The following is a 16,612-nucleotide window of genomic DNA, read 5'->3' as shown; positions in this document are numbered from 1 at the left end:
CCTAATGGTGGCTATGTGTCCTTACGCGACAAAGGGGAGCGGGTGGGATGGGCCACTGGTGGTACCGCAACATCGTCGAGCCGGGGAAGCTGCCGCTGCTGCTCGCCCTGGCCTCGTTCGTGCTGACCTTCCTGGTGACCCGGGCCGTCACCCGCCTCATCCGGGCGGGCAAGGGCCCGTTCCGCAACATCACCCCGGGCGGGGTCCATATCCACCATGTCGTCCCCGGCGTGGTGCTGATGGTCCTCGGCGGGTTCATCGCGCTGGCCGGCGGGCGGCGCGGCTTCGGCACCGGGGTCGCGGCGGTGGTCTTCGGGATCGGGGTGGGCCTCGTCCTGGACGAGTTCGCGCTCGTCCTGCACCTCGACGACGTGTACTGGACGGAGGAGGGCACCAAGAGCGTCGAGATCGTCATCCTCACCGTCGCGCTGGTCGCCCTGATCCTCGGCGGTTTCCTGCCGTTCGGCGTCAATGAACTGAGCCCCGACGAGGAGACCGACCGTCTGACGGTGGTGCGGACGGTGGCCGTCAACTTCCTCTTCGCGGTGATCGCCCTCGTCAAGGGCAAGGGCCGGATCGCGGTCGTCGGGGTGTTCGTGCCGTTCGTCGCGCTCTTCGGCGCGATCCGGCTGGCCCGGCCCCACTCGCCCTGGGCCCGGCGCTTCTACCGCAACCGGCCGAAGGCGCGGGCCCGTGCCCGGGTCCGCGCCGACCGTCACGACCGCCGCTGGTCGGGGCTGCGCCGCAAGGTCGAGAACTTCATCGGGGGTGCGCCGAGCCGCTGACCCGCTGCGCGTCGCCCGGCTTCCGCGGCGGCCACAGCTCCTGGAGCCCGCAGAGCACCAGCACCGCCAGCACCGCCGCGACATGCTCCTTGCCCGCCAGGTTGTTCTTGATCGACACCACCTCGACGACCATCGCCACCGCCACCGCGGCACAGGTGAACCAGGCGCGATAGCGCCAGCACACGAACACCGCCAGCCCCACCACGGCCGCCGACGGCCCGGTGTCGGTGACGTACTTGTCCGAGTCGGGCAGCCCGAGCGGGCTCACCGGGCCGATCCAGATGCCGATCCGGGCGTACATCGTCCCGGCGAGCGTGGCGAGGTAGGCGACGGCCAGCAGCTGCCGCCGGCCCACACAGATCTCGGCGATCCCGAAGACCACCAGGATCTGCGCCAGGGCGCCCCACACCGGCAGGTCCAGCGCGGGGACGAACAGCGACAGCGGGGTGCGCAGCAGCGCCAGCCACAGATGCTCATCGGCCTGTACGGAGCCGATGTTCTGGATCGTTTGGTAGCCCCAGGGCTGGTTCTGCACGAACTGGAAGACCAGGGTCAGGCCCACCGCGGTGAGCGTCAACGGGATCGCCCGCAGCCGCGAGGCGGCCAAAGCGGCCCGTACCGTCCGCAGCAGCGGGCCCCACTCGGCGCGCGCGGCGCGACGCAGGACGGGCATCCCTCCGCGGCCCGGCGCGGGTCCTTGCCGCCGCCCCGCCCCAGCGGAGGTCATCTCACGTTCTCCAGGTGCTTGCGGTTCAGCCACTTGGGCAGACCGGGGGCTTCCAGAAAGCCTTCCGCGCGGCCGGCGGCGATTCCGATGCGCAGCAAATCGGTGCTCTTTTCGAAAAGCATGTACCGCGGCTCCCAGATCGGCCGGTATTTCGCATTGGCGCGATAGAGCGATTCGATCTGCCACCACCGGGAGAAGAAGCTGAGCAGCGAGCGCCACAGGCGCAGCACCGGGCCCGCGCCGAGCCGCGATCCACGTTCGAAGACGGAACGGAACATCGCGAAGTTGAGCGAGAGCTGCGTGACCTCCACCTCTTTCGCCCGCTGGATCAGCTCCAGCACCATGAACTCCATCAGGCCGTTCTCGGAGTTCCGGTCCCGCCGCATCAGATCCAGCGAAAGGCCCTTCTCGCCCCACGGCACAAAGCTGAGCAGCGCCCGCAGTTCGCCTGCCTTCTCCCCGGCTTCCTCCCCGACGCTGCCGCTCCGGCATTCGAGCATCACGCAGCGCCCGTCCCCGGGATCGCCGAGCCGGCCCAGCGCCATCGAGAAACCGCGCTCCGTCTCCCCGTCGCGCCAGTCGTCGGCCAGCCGCAGCAGCCGGTCCATCTCCTCGGCCGGAATGTCCTCGTGGCGGCGGATCCGGACGGTGTAGCCGGCCCGCTCGATGCGGTTGTACGCCTGCCGTACGGTGCGCATCGCACGGCCGCCGAGGGTGAACTCCGCGGTGTCCACGATCGCTTCGTCGCCCAGCTCCAGCGCGTCCAGACCGTGCCGGGCGTAGATCGTGCCGCCCTCCTCGCTCGCCCCCATGACGGCCGGCGCCCAGCCGTGCTCCCGCGCCTCGGCCAGCCACCCCTCGATCGCCCCCGGCCAGGCCTCGGGGTCGCCCAGCGGATCGCCGGAGGCCAGCGACACCCCGCCCACCACGCGGTAGGTGACCGCGGCCTTGCCGCTGGGGGAGAACAGCACGCTCTTGTCACGCCGCAGCGCGAAGTAGCCCAGCGAATCGCGGTCGCCGTGCCGCGCCAGGAGGGCCCGCAGCCGCTCCTCGTCGTCCGCGGTGAGCGCCTCGGTGCTCCGTACCGAGCGGAAGGCCGCCCACAGGACCGCGACCAGCAGCAGCGTGCTCAGCACATTGATCGCGACATTGACCCAGTTCGGGGTGGCGATCTCCGGGAACGCGCGGTCGTCGGCGGCCAGCGACACCAGCCGCATCAGGCCGTAGCGCCAGCGCTGTACGAAGGTCGAGGAACCGGCCGCGGTATTGGTGACGGTCACCAGCAGCGCCGCGAGCAGCGAGGCGGCCAGCAGACCGCCGGCCGCGACCGCCGCCGCCAGTTTCGGGTTCGCGCGGTCGCCCTTCGCGGAGAACTCCCGGCGCCCGGCCACCAAGGCCACGGCGAACAGCGCGGTCAATACCAGCGACACCCAGTTCTGCACATGGCCACGGAACTCCGGGGCCGCCACCATCCCGAAGGCGAACAGCGCCGTCAGCAGCCCGGACAGCACCAGATTCAAAATCCAGGCCGCCCGCTTGCGCCGTCGCAGGGTGACGGACAGGAACAGCGAGAAGGCGGCGGAGGCGAAGCCCGCCGTCAGCAGATACGGAGTGAAGAATTCCGCGCTGTTGTGCCGGCGGATGTCATTGCCGAACGACACCCACACCGCACTCAGGAAATTGAGGAAGGTGACCGTGCGCAGATACCAGATGCCGAACGCGGCACCACGCTGCGACCATGAGCCGCGCGGGCGGCCTTCGTCCGGACTCAAGCGATGTCTCCCATAAATCGTGTAAAGCGCGATCTTATGGGGCGCCGCCGGTGGTCCGGTACGGGCGTGAAGTGAGCGCCCGGGTCCGGGCCCCCGCCCGGGCGCTTCCGTGGGAGCCGGCCACGGTGGGCCGGCCCCGGGTCAGTCGCGTACGGGCAGTTCCGCCGCCAGGGCCGCGGCCGCCTGCACCAATGGCAGGGCCAGCAGCGCCCCCGTCCCCTCACCCGCAGTGACGCCGTGGTCGAGCAGAGGGTTGAGTGCGATCCGGTCCAGGGCCTTCGCCTGTGCCGGCTCCCCGCTCGCCTGCCCGGCCAGCCACCAGTCCGGCGCCCGGAACGCCACCCGCTGCGCCACCAGCGCACAGGCCGCCGAAACCACCCCGTCGAGGATCACCGGGGTACGGCGCACCGCGCTCTGGAGCAGAAAACCGGTGATCGCGGTGAGATCCGCGCCGCCGACCGTGGCCAGCAGCTCCAGCTGGTCGCCGAGCACCGGACGGGCCCGCCGCAGGGCGTCGCGGATCGCCGCGCACTTGCGCATCCACGCCAAGTCGTCGATCCCCGCGCCGCCCCGTCCGGTGACCACCGAGGCGTCCGTCCCGCACAGCGCGGCGATCAGCGTGCTGGCCACCGTCGTGCCGCCGACGCTCAGATCACCCAGCACCACCAGATCGGTGCCGGCGTCCGCCTCCTCGTCCGCGATCGCCATCCCGGCCCGGAACGCCGCCTCGGCCTCCTCGGCCGTCAGCGCGTCCTCGACATCGATCCGTCCCGAACCCCGCCGCACGCGGTGCCGGGTGATCTCCTCGGGCAGCTCCGCCGGGTCGCAGTCCACCGCCAGGTCCACCACACGCAGCGGCACACCGGCGTTCCGCGCCAGCACCGCGGCCGGGCTCGCCCCGTCCAGCACGGCCCGTACGAGGTCTTGGGTGCCGCCGGCCGGCCGGGCCGAGACCCCCAGCTCCGCCACCCCGTGATCGCCCGCGAACAGCAGCACCCGCGGCTGTGCGACCGGCCGCACCGGCACCTGCTGCTGTGCGGCGGCCAGCCATTCGCCCAGTTCGTCGAGGCGGCCGAGGGCTCCCGGCGGCACGGCCAGCCGCGCCCGCCGCTCCTCGGCGTCACGGCGCACACCGCCGTCGGGGCGCTCGATCAGATGGGCGAAGTCATCGAGGTTCAGGGCGCTCATTGGGCGCAGATTACCGTCAACTCACCGCTGACGAGGCCCGCCGGGGGGAACGGGCCGCCGCGAACCGCACCTCGCACACCAGGGGCGTCAGCGCGCCCAGCACCGGCATCCGGCGGAGCCACCCCGCCGGGCCGACCTCGCGCACCGCGGCGATGCCCGGGTGCGCGCCGGCCACCCGCGGCAGCTCGGCCCGGTCCAGACTCCAGCGCACCGGACCCGGCCACCGGCCGCCGCCCGGCCCGGCGGCCCGCCGGGCCAGCGCCATCGTCCTCCGTGGCAGGGCGTCAAAGACCAGCGCACCACCGGGAAACCGCTCCGCACACGCCGCCAGCAGCGCACGCACCGCGGGCGGCGGCAGCCGCATCAGCACCCCCGGCGCGGTGACGACGACCCCGAGCTCCGGCTCCCGCACCGCGTCCAGCCAGCGGTGATCGGTCACCGCGCGGGCGACCGTACACCGCCGGGGACCGTCCGGCAGCAGCATCCGGCGCACCGCGGCGGTCTCGGGTGCCAGCACCGTCAGCCAGGTCAGCCGCCCGTTGTCCAGCCGCCAGAAACCGGTACCGAGCCCTTCCCCGAGCGCGACCACCGTCGCCTCCGGGTACCGCGCCAGGTAGCCGCGTACGGCCGCGTCGAAACGCCGCCCCCGCGCCCCCGGCTCACGGAGGGCCCCCGGCCCCCACCCGTCCGGCGCTGCCGTCTCGCTCCGCTCGGATTCGGTCACGGGTCAAGAGCACCCGGCGCCGCGCCCCTGGGCAAGCGGACACGGTGCCCACCGGCCCTCCGTCATCCACGCAGCGCAAGCGGCCACCGGCCGCAGGGCTTTCGTCCTCCCGCAGCGCCGCCGGACACCGGCCACCGGGCCTCCGTCCTCCCGCAGCGCGAGCGGCCACCGGCCGCAGAGTCTCCGTCAGCCCCGCAGTGCGACCGCCTGGCCCGCGACGACCAGCAGCACCTGCTCGCACTCCGCGCCGAACGCCGCGTTCAGCCGCCCCAGTTCGTCCCGGAACCGCCGGCCCGCCGGGGTCGCCGGGACGACCCCGGAGCCGACCTCGTTGCTGACCGCCACCACCCGCCGGTGCGTCGCGCGCACCGCCGCCACCAGTGCGTCGGTGCGCTCCTGCAGCGCCCGGCGGCCACCGGCCTCCCACGTCGCGTCGTCCCACGCCCCGACCTCGTCCATGACATGCGTCAGCCACAGCGCCAGACAGTCGATGAGCAGCGGTGACGCCTCGGCCGGCCACCGGGCGCCGGGGTCCGCGCCGGACCCGGCCGCGGCAAGCAGCGGCACCAGATCGCAGGTCTCGACGGTGCGCCAGCTGCTCGGGCGCCGTTCGCGGTGCAGCGAGACCCGCTGCGCCCAGTCCTCGTCGCCGTCCCGGGTGCCCCCGGTGGCCACGTACACCACGTCCGGGAAGGCCACGAGCCGCCGCTCCGCCTCCACCGACTTCCCGCTGCGCGCCCCGCCCAGCACCAGCGTGCGCCGCGGCAGATCCGGCACCGCGTGGAACTCACCGACCCGCAGCGTGCTGCCGTCCGCCACCGCGCGGGCCCCCACCGCCGCCAGCCGACGGTGCAGCTCGGGCCCCGGCGGCACCTCGTGGTCCAGGTGCACCGCGAGCACATCAGTCGCCGCGTCGACCGCCCCGCTCGCCCGCAGCCTGGCCAGCGCCTCGGGCCGCCCCAGTACGTCGAGCAGCACCAGGTCGTACGGGCCGCCGCCGGTGCCCGGCTCACCGCCGCCCGCCGGCCCGCCGTTGCCGTCCAGTCCGGACGGGGCCGCACCCGGCGGCAGATACAGCAGCCGCTCGCCCTCGGCACCGGAGATCTCGTAGCCGGTCCCCGGGATGTCCACCGCGACGGCCCGCACCCGGTGCCCGTCGAGCAGCGCCAGCTCCCGCCCGTCCGCGACCCGGCCCGGCTGCGGCAGCCCGGCGGGCACCTCCAGCGCCGGACCGTCGTGCGGATGCGAGAGCAGCACCTGCCGCACGCCCGCCAGCGACTGCCCGGCGCGGGCGGCAGCGAAGGCCGGGCCCGGCGTCAGATCGATCAGCAGCGCACCGTCGACGAGCAGCGCGGTGGCCGCCCGCGCCTCGTCGCCGACGGCGGTCGCACAGGCGGCACACGGGCAGCCGGGGCGCGGCAGCCCCTGCGGGGCCCCGGTGCCGAGGAGAGTCACATCCACACCGCCGAGTTTCTCGCGTCCCCGCCCGGCGGGCGCGGCGGGGGCGGACTCGACACGGCCGTTAGGCTGCCGATCAGCACGGAAACACGGCCCGGCGGAGGGCACTTCGACGCGCTCCGCGGTGGCACAGACTCGTACGCGGTGGGATCCAGGAGGCGCAGATGGCGTGGACGTGGCGGTTCGAGAAGGCCGACGGTTCGGAGACGGCGCCGGCCGTGCAACCCGAGGAGTTCACCACGCAGGGCGACGCGGAGTCCTGGATCGGCGAGGAGTGGAAGGCCCTCCTGGAGGGCGGCGTCGACCAGGTCAGGCTCTTCGAGGACGCTACCGAGATCTACGCGGGCCCCATGAGCCTGCACGCGGACGCGGAGGGCTGAGAACCGAAGACGCCGGGCCGGATCCCTGAGGGGTCCGGCCCGGCGTCATACATCGTCCCTGCCGCGCGCGACTACGGCTTCTCGCCCCGCTTCACCTGCGGCTTCGGCAGCCGCAGCCGCCGCATCTGGAGCGTCCGCATCACCGCGTACGCCTTCACACCCTTGAGGTTCTCGTTCGGGAAGCGCTCCTGGAGCAGCTTGCCGAGCCGGAACCAGATCAGGACCGAGTCGAGCACGATCAGCACGATGATCACGAGCCACAGCAGCAGCGCGATGCTCTGGATCGACGGCACCCGGATCATGGTGAGCACCAGGATCACCACGGCCATCGGCAGGAAGAACTCGGCGACCGCCCAGCGGGAGTCGACATAGTCCCGCGCGAACCGGCGCACCGGTCCCTTGTCGCGCACCGGCAGATACCGCTCGTCGCCGCTGGCCATCGCCTCACGCTGGCGGGCCATGTCGGCACGGCGCGCCTCACGCTGGGCCTTGGCCGCGTCCTTGCGGTTGGCCGGCGTATGCGCACGCGAGCGGCGCTGCGACTGGGCGTCACTGCGCTTGGGCGTCGGGCGGCCCTTGGGGGCCTGCGGGTCGCGGGGCTGCTGGGGCTGGTCCGCGGTCACCTTGGCGGTCGCGGCCTGCTCATCCTTCGAACGGCTTCGGAACACAAAACCCAAGGGTACGTGCTCGCCGCGGGTGAGCCACGGTCCGACGGGGAACGATCCGGCAACGGCGCGTCCCGCGACCGGGGCCTTACCAGGACAGAAGCCCCGTCCTACCAGGACAGATCAGACATCGCGCCGGTTGTCCGGACTCTCCCTACTCCTTGCGCGGGAGAAGCCGCGCCCCCCGATCGTCCTGGAGGAGGAGCGCATCCGGGCGCGAACAGTGCGGTAATGGAACCAGGGCCCGTACTGTGGGGTCTGTAGATGTGCTGGAGCCTAAGCCCGAGGTGACTCGGTCAGAAGGGGGCGCGCGAGGCCCATGAGCGATGGTGTCATGAAGCGGATGGGGATGATCTTCCGCGCGAAGGCCAACAAGGCCCTGGACCGGGCCGAAGACCCGCGCGAAACCCTCGACTACTCGTACCAGAAGCAGCTGGAGCTGCTTCAGAAGGTACGCCGCGGCGTCGCCGACGTGGCGACCTCCCGTAAGCGCCTGGAGCTGCAGCTCAACCAGCTCCAGGGCCAGTCCGCCAAGCTGGAGGACCAGGGCCGCAAGGCGCTGGCGCTCGGCCGCGAGGACCTGGCCCGTGAGGCGCTGACCCGGCGCAGCGCGCTGCAGCAGCAGGTCACGGACCTGGAGACGCAGCACCAGACGCTTCAGGGTGAGGAGGAGAAGCTCACGCTCGCGTCGCAGCGGCTCCAGGCCAAGGTCGACGCCTTCCGTACGAAGAAGGAGACGATCAAGGCCACCTACACGGCCGCCCAGGCGCAGACCCGGATCGGCGAGGCGTTCTCCGGCATCTCCGAGGAGATGGGCGACGTCGGCATGGCCATCCAGCGCGCGGAGGACAAGACCGCGCAGCTCCAGGCCCGGGCCGGTGCCATCGACGAGCTGATGGCGTCCGGTGCGCTGGACGACCCGTCCGGTATGGCCAAGGACGACATCACCGCCGAACTGGACCGGCTCTCCGGCGGCAGCGACGTCGAGCTGGAGCTCCAGCGGATGAAGGCGGAGCTCTCGGGCGGTTCGTCGGCCGGCCAGCAGGCCATCGAGAGCGGACAGAACGGTGCGGCGCAGTCCTCGCCGCAGCAGGACCGGCCGCGTTTCGACAAGCAGTGAGGGACGGCGGCGGTTAGCCTCGCAGAGATCGTCGGACCGGACCAAGGGAGACCGTCGTGATCGTACGGATCATGGGGGAGGGCCAGGTGAAGCTGGACGACGCCCACTTCACCGAGCTCAACAAACTGGACGATGAGCTGCTCGACGAGATGGAGAGCGGCGACGAGGCGGGTTTCCGGCGCACCCTCGGGGCCCTCCTGGAGGCGGTGCGCCGTATGGGCACACCGCTTCCCGACGACGCCCTGGAACCGTCCGAACTCATCCTCCCCGCCCCGGACGCGACCCTTGGCGAGGTCCGGGAAATGCTCGGCGACGACGGCCTCATCCCGGGCTGAAACCCGGCCGTTCGCGGCCTGCACACTCCACTCCAGCGCACCGCGCCCCGGCCCCGCGAGGGACCGGGGCGCTACCGTTTGCTCTTGTGAGCCTCCTCGACCCCCGCCCGGACGCGCCCCGCGCCGGCCGCTTCCGGTGGCACCGGAAGCATCCGCTCGCCTTCGACGCCGTCGTGGCCGGGGCCGCCTTCGCCTGCATACTCTTCGGCGCGGTGGCCGACCCGCACGGCCCGCACGGCCCGCGCTTCGCCGCCCACGAGCCGTCCGCCGTCACCGTGGTGCTGGCCGCGCTGGCCTGTGCCGCCCTGGTCCTGCGCCGCCGGCTGCCCCGTACGGTCCTGGCGGCCACCGGCTCGCTCACCATCATCGAACTGGTCGCCCGCTCCAGCGACCCGCGGGCCCCGGTGGCCGCCTCCGCCGTGATCGCCCTCTACAGCCTGGCCTCGCGTACCGACCGGCCCACCACCTGGCGGGTCGGCGCGCTGACCGTCGTGGGGCTGACCGCCGCCGCGATGCTCTACGGGCCCCGCCCCTGGTACGCGCAGGAGAACATCGGGATCTTCGCCTGGACGGGCATGGCCGCGGCGGCCGGTGACGCGGTCCGCAGCCGCCGGGCCTTCGTGACCGCCATCCGGGAGCGCGCCGAACGGGCCGAGCGCACCCGCGAGGAGGAGGCCCGGCGCCGGGTCGCCGAGGAGCGCATGCGGATCGCCCGTGAGCTGCACGATGTCGTCGCCCACCACATCGCGTTGGTCAACGTCCAGGCCGGGGTCGCCTCGCACGTCATGGACAACCGGCCCGACCAGGCCAAGGAGGCGCTGGCCCACGTCCGGGAGGCCTCCCGTTCGGCGCTGGAGGAACTCCGCGCCACCGTCGGCCTGTTGCGGCAGTCCGACGACCCCAAGGCGCCGACCGAGCCCGCGCCGGGCCTCGGTGTGCTCGATCAGCTCGTCGACGGGTTCGTCCGGGCCGGCCTCCCGGTCGACCTGGACATCCCGCGGGAGCCGCGGCCGCTGCCCGCCTCCGTCGATCTCACCGCCTACCGCGTGGTCCAGGAAGCGCTGACCAATGTCCACAAGCACGCCGGTACGGGGGCCCGTGCCACGGTGCGGATCAGCCACTCCGACACCACGCTGACCGTGACCGTCCTGGACGACGGCGCGGGCCGGGCCGGCATCCCGCGGCAGAAGGGCGGCGACCGGCCGCCCGTGGAGGCGGGCGGGCCCGGCGAGCCGGAGGACAGCGGCGGCGGCCACGGCCTGATCGGGATGCGGGAGCGGGTCTTCGCGCTGCGCGGCACGGTCGTGACCGGCCCGCGCGCGGCCGGCGGCTTCCAGGTACGGGTGACCCTTCCGCTCCAGACCGTCCGTACGGGGGAGACATTGTGACGATCAAGGTGCTGCTCGTCGACGACCAGGCGCTGCTGCGCAGTGCGTTCCGGGTGCTGGTCGACTCCGAGCCGGACATGCGGGTGGTGGGGGAGGCATCCGACGGGGCCCAGGCGTACGAGCTGACCCGGGCCGAGCGGCCCGACGTCGTGCTGATGGACATCCGGATGCCCGGTGTGGACGGCCTGGCGGGCACCCGTCTGATCAGCGAGGACCCGGAGCTGACCGACGTCCGGGTGGTCATCCTGACCACCTTCGAGGTCGACGACTATGTGGTGCAGTCGCTGCGGAACGGCGCCAGCGGCTTCCTCGGCAAGGGCGCTGAACCGGACGAGATGCTGAACGCGATCCGGATCGCGGCGGCCGGTGAGGCGCTGCTCTCGCCCGTCGCCACCAAGGGGCTGATCGCCAAGTTCCTTGCGCAGGGCGGCAGTTCCGCCGACGGCGGGCCCGGCGGCCGGGGCAGCGAGCGGCTGGCGACGCTCACCGGCCGGGAGCGCGAGGTGCTGATCCTGGTGGCCGGCGGGCTGCCCAACGACGACATCGCCGAGCAGCTGGAGGTCAGCCCGCTCACCGTCAAGACGCATGTGAACCGTGCGATGGCCAAGCTGGGCGCCCGGGACCGTTCCCAGCTCGTCGTCATCGCCTACGAGTCCGGACTCGTACGCCCACGGGTGCAGTGAGGGCGGGGCACCCCCTACTCCGAACGCGGTACGGCTTACGGCCGGAAACCGACTTGCGAGCGAGGAAAACCGGCCACGGCATGGCGGAAGGTGTAGGTGGGCCCGAGAACGGTCCCGCCGACTTCGTAGAACAGAAGAGAGACCCCACCCATGACCTGGCTGTCCCGACTCAGCCTCGTACAACGGGGCCTGATAGCGCTGGTGTCGATCGTGGCGATCGCCTTCGGCGCCATCGCCATCCCCCAGCTGAAGCAGCAGCTCCTGCCGTCCATCGAACTCCCGATGGTGTCCGTCCTGACGCCGTACCAGGGCGCCTCGCCCGAAGTCGTCGAGAAGCAGGTGATCGAGCCGCTCGAGGACGGGATCCAGGCGGTCGACGGCATCAAGACCGTCACCTCGACGTCCAGCGAGGGCTCGGGCGTCATCATGGCGCAGTTCGACTACGGCAATGACTCCAAGCGGCTGGTCGCCGATGTCCAGCAGGCCGTGAACCGCGCTCGCGCGAAGCTGCCCAAGGACGTCGACCCCCAGGTGGTGGCCGGCTCGACGGACGACATCCCCACCGTCGTCCTCGCCGTCTCCTCGTCGGGCCGGGACCAGCAGAGCCTCGCCGACCAGCTCGACCGCAGCGTCGTACCGGGCCTGAAGAACATCGAGGGCGTCAGCCAGGTCACCGTGGACGGCGTCCAGGACCGGATCGTCGCGGTCACCCCCGACGACAGGAAGCTCGCCGCCGCCGGGCTGACCTCCCAGGCACTCGGCCAGGCGCTGGAGGCCGGCGGCACCTCGGTGCCCGCCGGTTCGTTCGCCGAGGACGGCCGGAGCAAGACCGTCCAGGTCGGCGCGGGCTTCAGCTCCGTACGGCAGATCAAGGACCTGCGGATCGCCCCGGCCGCGGGCGCCGAGGGTGCCGGTCCGGGCGCGGGCGCCGGCCGGCCGGCCGAAGCGGTCCGGCTCGGTGATGTCGCCACCGTCAAGGAGGAGTCGGCCACCCCGACCTCCCTCACCCGCACCAACGGCAAGCCCAGCCTCGCCGTCCGCGTGACGATGGACCAGGACGGCAGCGCGGTCGACATATCCGACGCCGTCAAGGACCAGCTCCCCGAGATCCGTCAGGACCTGGGCAAGGGCACCGCTGTCACGGTCGTCTCCGACCAGGGCCCGGCGGTCTCCAAGTCGATCGAATCGCTGACCACCGAGGGCCTGCTGGGCCTGGCCATGGCGGTCATCGTCATCCTGGTCTTCCTGCTCAGCCTCCGCTCGACCCTCGTCACCGCGGTCTCCATCCCCCTCTCGGTCGTGATCACCCTGATCGTGCTGTGGACCGGGGACCTCTCCCTCAACATGCTCACCCTCGGCGCGCTGACCATCGCGATCGGCCGCGTCGTCGACGACTCCATCGTCGTCCTGGAGAACATCAAGCGGCACCTGGGCTACGGCGAGGAGCGCCGCGCGGCCATCCTCTCCGCGGTCAAGGAGGTCTCCGGCGCGATCACCTCCTCCACCCTCACCACGGTCGCGGTCTTCCTCCCGATCGGTGTGGTCGGCGGCATGGTCGGCGCCCTCTTCGGCTCCTTCTCGCTGACGGTGACGGTCGCCCTGCTGGCCTCCCTGATCGTCTCCCTGACGGTCGTCCCGGTCCTGTCGTACTGGTTCCTGCGCGCCCCCGAGATCCCCGAGGGCAGCGACCCCGAGGAACTGCGGCGCCAGGCCGAGGAGAAGGAGACCCGGAGCCCGCTCCAGCGCCTCTACGTCCCGGTCCTGCGCTTCGCGACCCGCCGCCGGGTCACCAGCGTGGTCATCGCCGTCGTCATCCTCCTCGGCACCTTCGGCATGGGCCCGCTCCTGAAGACCAACTTCTTCGACCAGGGCGACCAGGGCACCCTCACCGTCAAGCAGGAGCTCAAGCCCGGCACCAGCCTCAACGCGTCCGACAAGCAGGCCGAGAAGGTCGAGAAGCTGCTCGCGGACACCGACGGCATCGCCGACTACCAGGTCACCATCGGCTCTTCGGGCTTCATGGCGGCCTTCGGCGGCGCCACCGGCGCCAACGAGGCCTCCTACCAGATCAAGCTGGCCGACGACGTGGACGCCGACAAGGTCACCGGTGAGCTGCGGGACGGCCTCGACAAGCTCGGCACGTCCATCGGCGAGACCACCGTCACCGCGGGCAGCAGCTTCGGCAACCAGGACCTGAGCGTGGTCGTCAAGGCCGCCGACGGTGAGGTGCTGGAGAAGGCCGCCGAGCAGGTCCGCAAGACCGTCGCCGGGCTCGACGACGTCACCGACGTCCAGAGCGACCTCTCCCAGAGCGTCCCGCGGATCTCCGTGAAGCCCAACGCCAAGGCGGCCGCGGCCGGTTACAACCAGACCACCCTCGGCGGCGTGGTCACCCAGGCGGTCCGCGGCACCACCAGCGGCAAGGCCGTCCTGGACGACACCGAGCGCGACATCGTGATCAAGTCGGCCCACCCGGCCACCACCGAGGAGGAGTTGAAGAACCTCACCGTCCCGACCCCGGCGGGCCCGGCCAAGCTGAGCACCCTCGCCACCGTGCGGACCGTGCCCGGCCCGGTCCAGATGACCCGGATCGACGGGGCCCGCTCGGCGACCATCACCGCCAAGCCGACCGGCGACAACACCGGCGCGGTCAGTGCCGGCCTGCAGAGCGAGATCAACGCTCTGAAGCTGCCGGAAGGGGCCACCGCGGAGATCGGCGGCGTCTCCCAGGACCAGTCCGAGGCGTTCTCCTCGCTCGGCCTGGCGATGCTGGCGGCCATCGCCATCGTCTTCATGCTCCTGGTGGGCACCTTCCGCTCGCTGGTCCAGCCGCTGATCCTGCTCGTCTCGATCCCCTTCGCGGCGACCGGCGCGATCGGCCTGCTGGTCGCCACCGGCACCCCGCTGGGCGTCCCGGCGATGATCGGCATGCTGATGCTGATCGGCATCGTGGTCACCAACGCCATCGTGCTGATCGACCTGATCAACCAGTACCGGTCGCAGGGTTACGGCGTCGTGGAGGCGGTCATCGAGGGCGGCCGCCACCGTCTCCGCCCGATCCTGATGACGGCGCTGGCCACGATCATGGCGCTGCTGCCGATGGCGCTGTCCATCACCGGTGACGGCGGCTTCATCTCCCAGCCGCTCGCCGTGGTCGTGATCGGCGGACTGATCACCTCCACCCTCCTCACCCTGCTCCTCGTCCCGACGCTCTACGCGATGATCGAGCTCCGCAAGGAGCGCCGGGCGGCGAAGAAGGCCGCGAAGCGGTCCGGCCCGGCCGGTCCGCGGACCGAGGAGTCCGACCGCACCCCGGAGCCGGCGAACGTCTGACGACGTCCGGCGGAGCCCGGTGCGAGGCTCCCGGTGAAGAAACGATGCCCCCGCAAGCCGACGCTTGCGGGGGCATCGTGCCGGGCATCCCGTCACGGGGCGGCCGGACCGCTCCGTCACCGACGAAGGGGGACCGCGATGGGGAAGCACGGCGACGGCAAGGGCGGCGCGGAAGGCGACCGCCAGCAGAGCCCGAAGGATTCCGACGGCCAGTGGACCAAGCCGGTGACCGACCCGCCGAAGAAGTAAGGGGCGCGTGATGTCCTCGCCGGGCCGCCTGCTGGAAATCCTCCGCAACAAGGGCGCGTTGACGCCGGAATGGGCGCCGGCCGTCGCCGCGGTCGACCGCGCGCATTTCGTACCGGACACCTTCGAAGTGGGCGACCGCACCGTCTCCCGATCCACGGACGAGGCGGAGTGGCGGCGCATGGTCTACGCCGACTTACCGCTGATCACCCAGCACAACGACGGCCGGCCCGCGGCGGGCCAGGTCGCCTTTCCCACGTGCTCGACGTCCATGCCCTCCCTGATGCTGGCCATGGCCGCGATCGTCCGGGACGGCGACGCCGTATTGGAGATCGGCACCGGCACCGGCTACCACGCCGCCTGGCTCGCCCACCGGCTCGGCGAGGACCGCACGACCACCATCGAGACCGACAAGGCCCTCCACGACATCGCCCGGGACAATCTCGCGCGGGCCGGTCTGCACCCGCATCTGGTCTGCGGCGACGGCCTGGCCGGGGTGCCGGAGCGGGCCCCCTACGACCGGACCATCGCCACCTGCACGGTCCGCGACATCCCGTACGCCTGGGTGGAGCAGACCGCCCCCGGCGGCACGATCCTCACCCCGTGGGGCTCCTCGTTCCACTCCTACTCGTTCGCGACCCTCACCGTCCGGGACGGCCGGGCCACCGGCGGCTTCTCCGGCCGCCCCGCCTTCATGTGGGCCCGCCAACAGCGCCGCTCCTACGGCCGCATCCGCGACTGGTACCACGGCGAGGAGGGCGACCGGGCGACGACCACCCTCGACCCCCGCGTACTGGAGGAGAACCCGCACGCCCGCTTCGCCGTTGGCCTGCGGGTCCGGGACGCCTGGCCGCTGCTCTGCCCCGCCGACGACGGCAGCGACGAAGCCACCTACTGGCTCTTCGACGACGCCCGCACCTCCTGGGCCACCGTCGAATACGTCCCCGGCCGGGACACCTACGAGACCGAACAGCACGGCCCGCGCCGCCTGTGGGACGAGGTGGAGTCCGCCTACCGCACCTGGACCACCGAGGGCAGCCCCACCCGCGACCGCTACCGCATCACGGTCACCGCCGAAGGACAGACCGTGTCGCTGTGAGGCTCCGTCCCGCGGTACGCACGCATTCGGCGGCGCACCTCTCGCCGATCACCAGAAGCGATGGTTTTGTGGCGGATGCTGCTGAACCGACGAAAGGTGAGCGAGCGTGCCCTCCGTCCTGGCCCGCGGGGCCGACCCCGTAACCGCCGCCGGGCTCGCCCTGGCCCTGGCCCTCGCGACCGCGCCGCAAGCCACAGCGGCCCCCGGCGACGTCCGGGTCCGCGTCGGCGTCACCGGCGGCCCCTACACCGCCAGCGTGGGCCTCGTCGTCACGGGCCCGCGCCTCATCGACGGCTTCTACTGCGCCGCCAACGGCACCACCGCCACGCCCCTCACCGCCCTGGTCGACGCCGACGACCAGTACGGCCTCGGCGGCGTGCGCACCCGCTGGGACGCCGCCACCCAGGATTTCGTCGTCACGGAGATCCACGGCGATGCCGCCGACGCCACCAAAAAGTGGAACGCGTACGTGAACGAAAAGAAGATCACGACCGCCCCCTGCCACACCCCGATCAAGGGCGGCGACAAGATCCGCTGGACTCTGGAGGCCTGACCAGAGGCCGATGGGCGGGCACGCTACCGGTCGGCGCCCGCCCCCACCCACCAAAACCCACCCACCCACGGGAGGGGACGGGCCGGAGGGGCCGGTGTGTGGGACGTAAAGCGAAGCAGTCCCCAACACAGGCCCCGGAGGTCCGTCACCGCACGG

Annotated in this window: 15 protein-coding genes; 9 read left to right on the top strand and 6 right to left on the bottom strand. The window is 72.2% G+C overall.

Annotated features, from left to right (window positions below):
- Positions 1-47: 47 nt before the first annotated feature.
- On the top strand, positions 48-785 hold the full coding sequence (locus ACZ4XD_RS19105) for a hypothetical protein (RefSeq protein WP_468043508.1): 738 nt from the start codon (positions 48-50) through the stop codon (positions 783-785).
- Here the strand turns inward: ACZ4XD_RS19105 and ACZ4XD_RS19100 are convergent.
- From ACZ4XD_RS19100 to ACZ4XD_RS19080, 5 genes are all read right to left on the bottom strand, one after another.
- A complete protein-coding gene (locus tag ACZ4XD_RS19100) occupies positions 760-1,458 on the bottom strand; it encodes a hypothetical protein (protein WP_468043506.1) in 699 nt (232 codons plus the stop codon). The genes ACZ4XD_RS19105 and ACZ4XD_RS19100 overlap by 26 nt on opposite strands.
- A 50-nt stretch (positions 1,459-1,508) precedes the next feature.
- Positions 1,509-3,284, bottom strand: coding sequence for a phosphatidylglycerol lysyltransferase domain-containing protein (locus ACZ4XD_RS19095; RefSeq protein ID WP_468043504.1), 1,776 nt, complete (start codon positions 3,282-3,284; stop codon positions 1,509-1,511).
- Between the two features lie 141 nt (positions 3,285-3,425).
- Positions 3,426-4,472 carry a nicotinate-nucleotide--dimethylbenzimidazole phosphoribosyltransferase gene (gene cobT, locus ACZ4XD_RS19090; protein WP_468043502.1) on the bottom strand — a complete coding sequence of 349 codons (1,047 nt, stop codon included), beginning with the start codon at positions 4,470-4,472 and terminating at the stop codon, positions 3,426-3,428.
- 16 nt (positions 4,473-4,488) lie between these two features.
- On the bottom strand, positions 4,489-5,196 hold the full coding sequence (locus tag ACZ4XD_RS19085) for a class I SAM-dependent methyltransferase (RefSeq protein WP_468043500.1): 708 nt from the start codon (positions 5,194-5,196) through the stop codon (positions 4,489-4,491).
- Positions 5,197-5,382: 186 nt separating this feature from the next.
- Entirely contained in the window at positions 5,383-6,657 is a 1,275-nt protein-coding gene (locus ACZ4XD_RS19080; RefSeq protein ID WP_468043498.1) for a bifunctional adenosylcobinamide kinase/adenosylcobinamide-phosphate guanylyltransferase, read from the bottom strand.
- Positions 6,658-6,818: 161 nt separating this feature from the next.
- On the opposite strand from ACZ4XD_RS19080, the gene ACZ4XD_RS19075 reads away from it, so the two are divergent.
- On the top strand, positions 6,819-7,034 hold the full coding sequence (locus tag ACZ4XD_RS19075; protein WP_042161891.1) for a hypothetical protein: 216 nt from the start codon (positions 6,819-6,821) through the stop codon (positions 7,032-7,034).
- 71 nt (positions 7,035-7,105) lie between these two features.
- Here ACZ4XD_RS19075 and ACZ4XD_RS19070 read toward each other — a convergent pair whose 3' ends face one another.
- Complete coding sequence (locus ACZ4XD_RS19070) at positions 7,106-7,702, bottom strand: DUF3043 domain-containing protein (RefSeq protein WP_042161893.1); 597 nt, start codon at positions 7,700-7,702, stop codon at positions 7,106-7,108.
- A gap of 316 nt (positions 7,703-8,018) precedes the next feature.
- Here ACZ4XD_RS19070 and ACZ4XD_RS19065 point away from each other — a divergent pair, with 316 nt between their 5' ends.
- The 7 genes from ACZ4XD_RS19065 (at position 8,019) to ACZ4XD_RS19035 (ending at position 16,456) form a co-directional block, all read left to right on the top strand.
- The gene (locus ACZ4XD_RS19065) at positions 8,019-8,819 is read left to right on the top strand and encodes a PspA/IM30 family protein (protein ID WP_078886103.1); all 801 of its coding nucleotides are present in this window, start codon (positions 8,019-8,021) and stop codon (positions 8,817-8,819) included.
- A 56-nt stretch (positions 8,820-8,875) separates the two neighbouring features.
- The gene (pspAA, locus tag ACZ4XD_RS19060) at positions 8,876-9,154 is read left to right on the top strand and encodes a PspA-associated protein PspAA (protein WP_085925381.1); all 279 of its coding nucleotides are present in this window, start codon (positions 8,876-8,878) and stop codon (positions 9,152-9,154) included.
- Between the two features lie 86 nt (positions 9,155-9,240).
- The gene (locus ACZ4XD_RS19055) at positions 9,241-10,542 is read left to right on the top strand and encodes a sensor histidine kinase (RefSeq protein WP_468043494.1); all 1,302 of its coding nucleotides are present in this window, start codon (positions 9,241-9,243) and stop codon (positions 10,540-10,542) included.
- Complete coding sequence (locus ACZ4XD_RS19050; RefSeq protein WP_468043492.1) at positions 10,539-11,225, top strand: response regulator; 687 nt, start codon at positions 10,539-10,541, stop codon at positions 11,223-11,225. Before ACZ4XD_RS19055 ends, ACZ4XD_RS19050 begins: the two co-directional genes overlap by 4 nt.
- Positions 11,226-11,375: 150 nt before the next feature.
- Positions 11,376-14,558 (top strand): efflux RND transporter permease subunit, encoded by a 3,183-nt coding sequence (locus ACZ4XD_RS19045; RefSeq protein ID WP_468043490.1) that lies wholly within the window; start codon positions 11,376-11,378, stop codon positions 14,556-14,558.
- Between the two features lie 259 nt (positions 14,559-14,817).
- A complete protein-coding gene (locus ACZ4XD_RS19040) occupies positions 14,818-15,903 on the top strand; it encodes a methyltransferase domain-containing protein (protein WP_468043488.1) in 1,086 nt (361 codons plus the stop codon).
- A gap of 106 nt (positions 15,904-16,009) precedes the next feature.
- Positions 16,010-16,456, top strand: coding sequence for a DUF4430 domain-containing protein (locus ACZ4XD_RS19035; protein WP_468043486.1), 447 nt, complete (start codon positions 16,010-16,012; stop codon positions 16,454-16,456).
- Positions 16,457-16,612: the final 156 nt, after the last annotated feature.

The organism is Streptomyces sp. NPDC029466 (assembly GCF_055574515.1).
This window is presented reverse-complemented; position numbering and strand designations above follow the sequence as displayed.

Bases quoted from the DNA above. Each gene is read 5' to 3' on its own strand.
- ACZ4XD_RS19105 (WP_468043508.1), top strand. From the start codon at position 48: ATGGGCCACTGGTGGTACCGCAACATCGTCGAGCCGGGGAAGCTGCCG.
- ACZ4XD_RS19100 (WP_468043506.1), bottom strand. From the start codon at position 1,458: ATGCCCGTCCTGCGTCGCGCCGCGCGCGCCGAGTGGGGCCCGCTGCTG.
- cobT (WP_468043502.1), bottom strand. From the start codon at position 4,472: ATGAGCGCCCTGAACCTCGATGACTTCGCCCATCTGATCGAGCGCCCC.
- ACZ4XD_RS19075 (WP_042161891.1), top strand. From the start codon at position 6,819: ATGGCGTGGACGTGGCGGTTCGAGAAGGCCGACGGTTCGGAGACGGCG.
- ACZ4XD_RS19065 (WP_078886103.1), top strand. From the start codon at position 8,019: ATGAGCGATGGTGTCATGAAGCGGATGGGGATGATCTTCCGCGCGAAG.
- ACZ4XD_RS19045 (WP_468043490.1), top strand. From the start codon at position 11,376: ATGACCTGGCTGTCCCGACTCAGCCTCGTACAACGGGGCCTGATAGCG.
- ACZ4XD_RS19040 (WP_468043488.1), top strand. From the start codon at position 14,818: ATGTCCTCGCCGGGCCGCCTGCTGGAAATCCTCCGCAACAAGGGCGCG.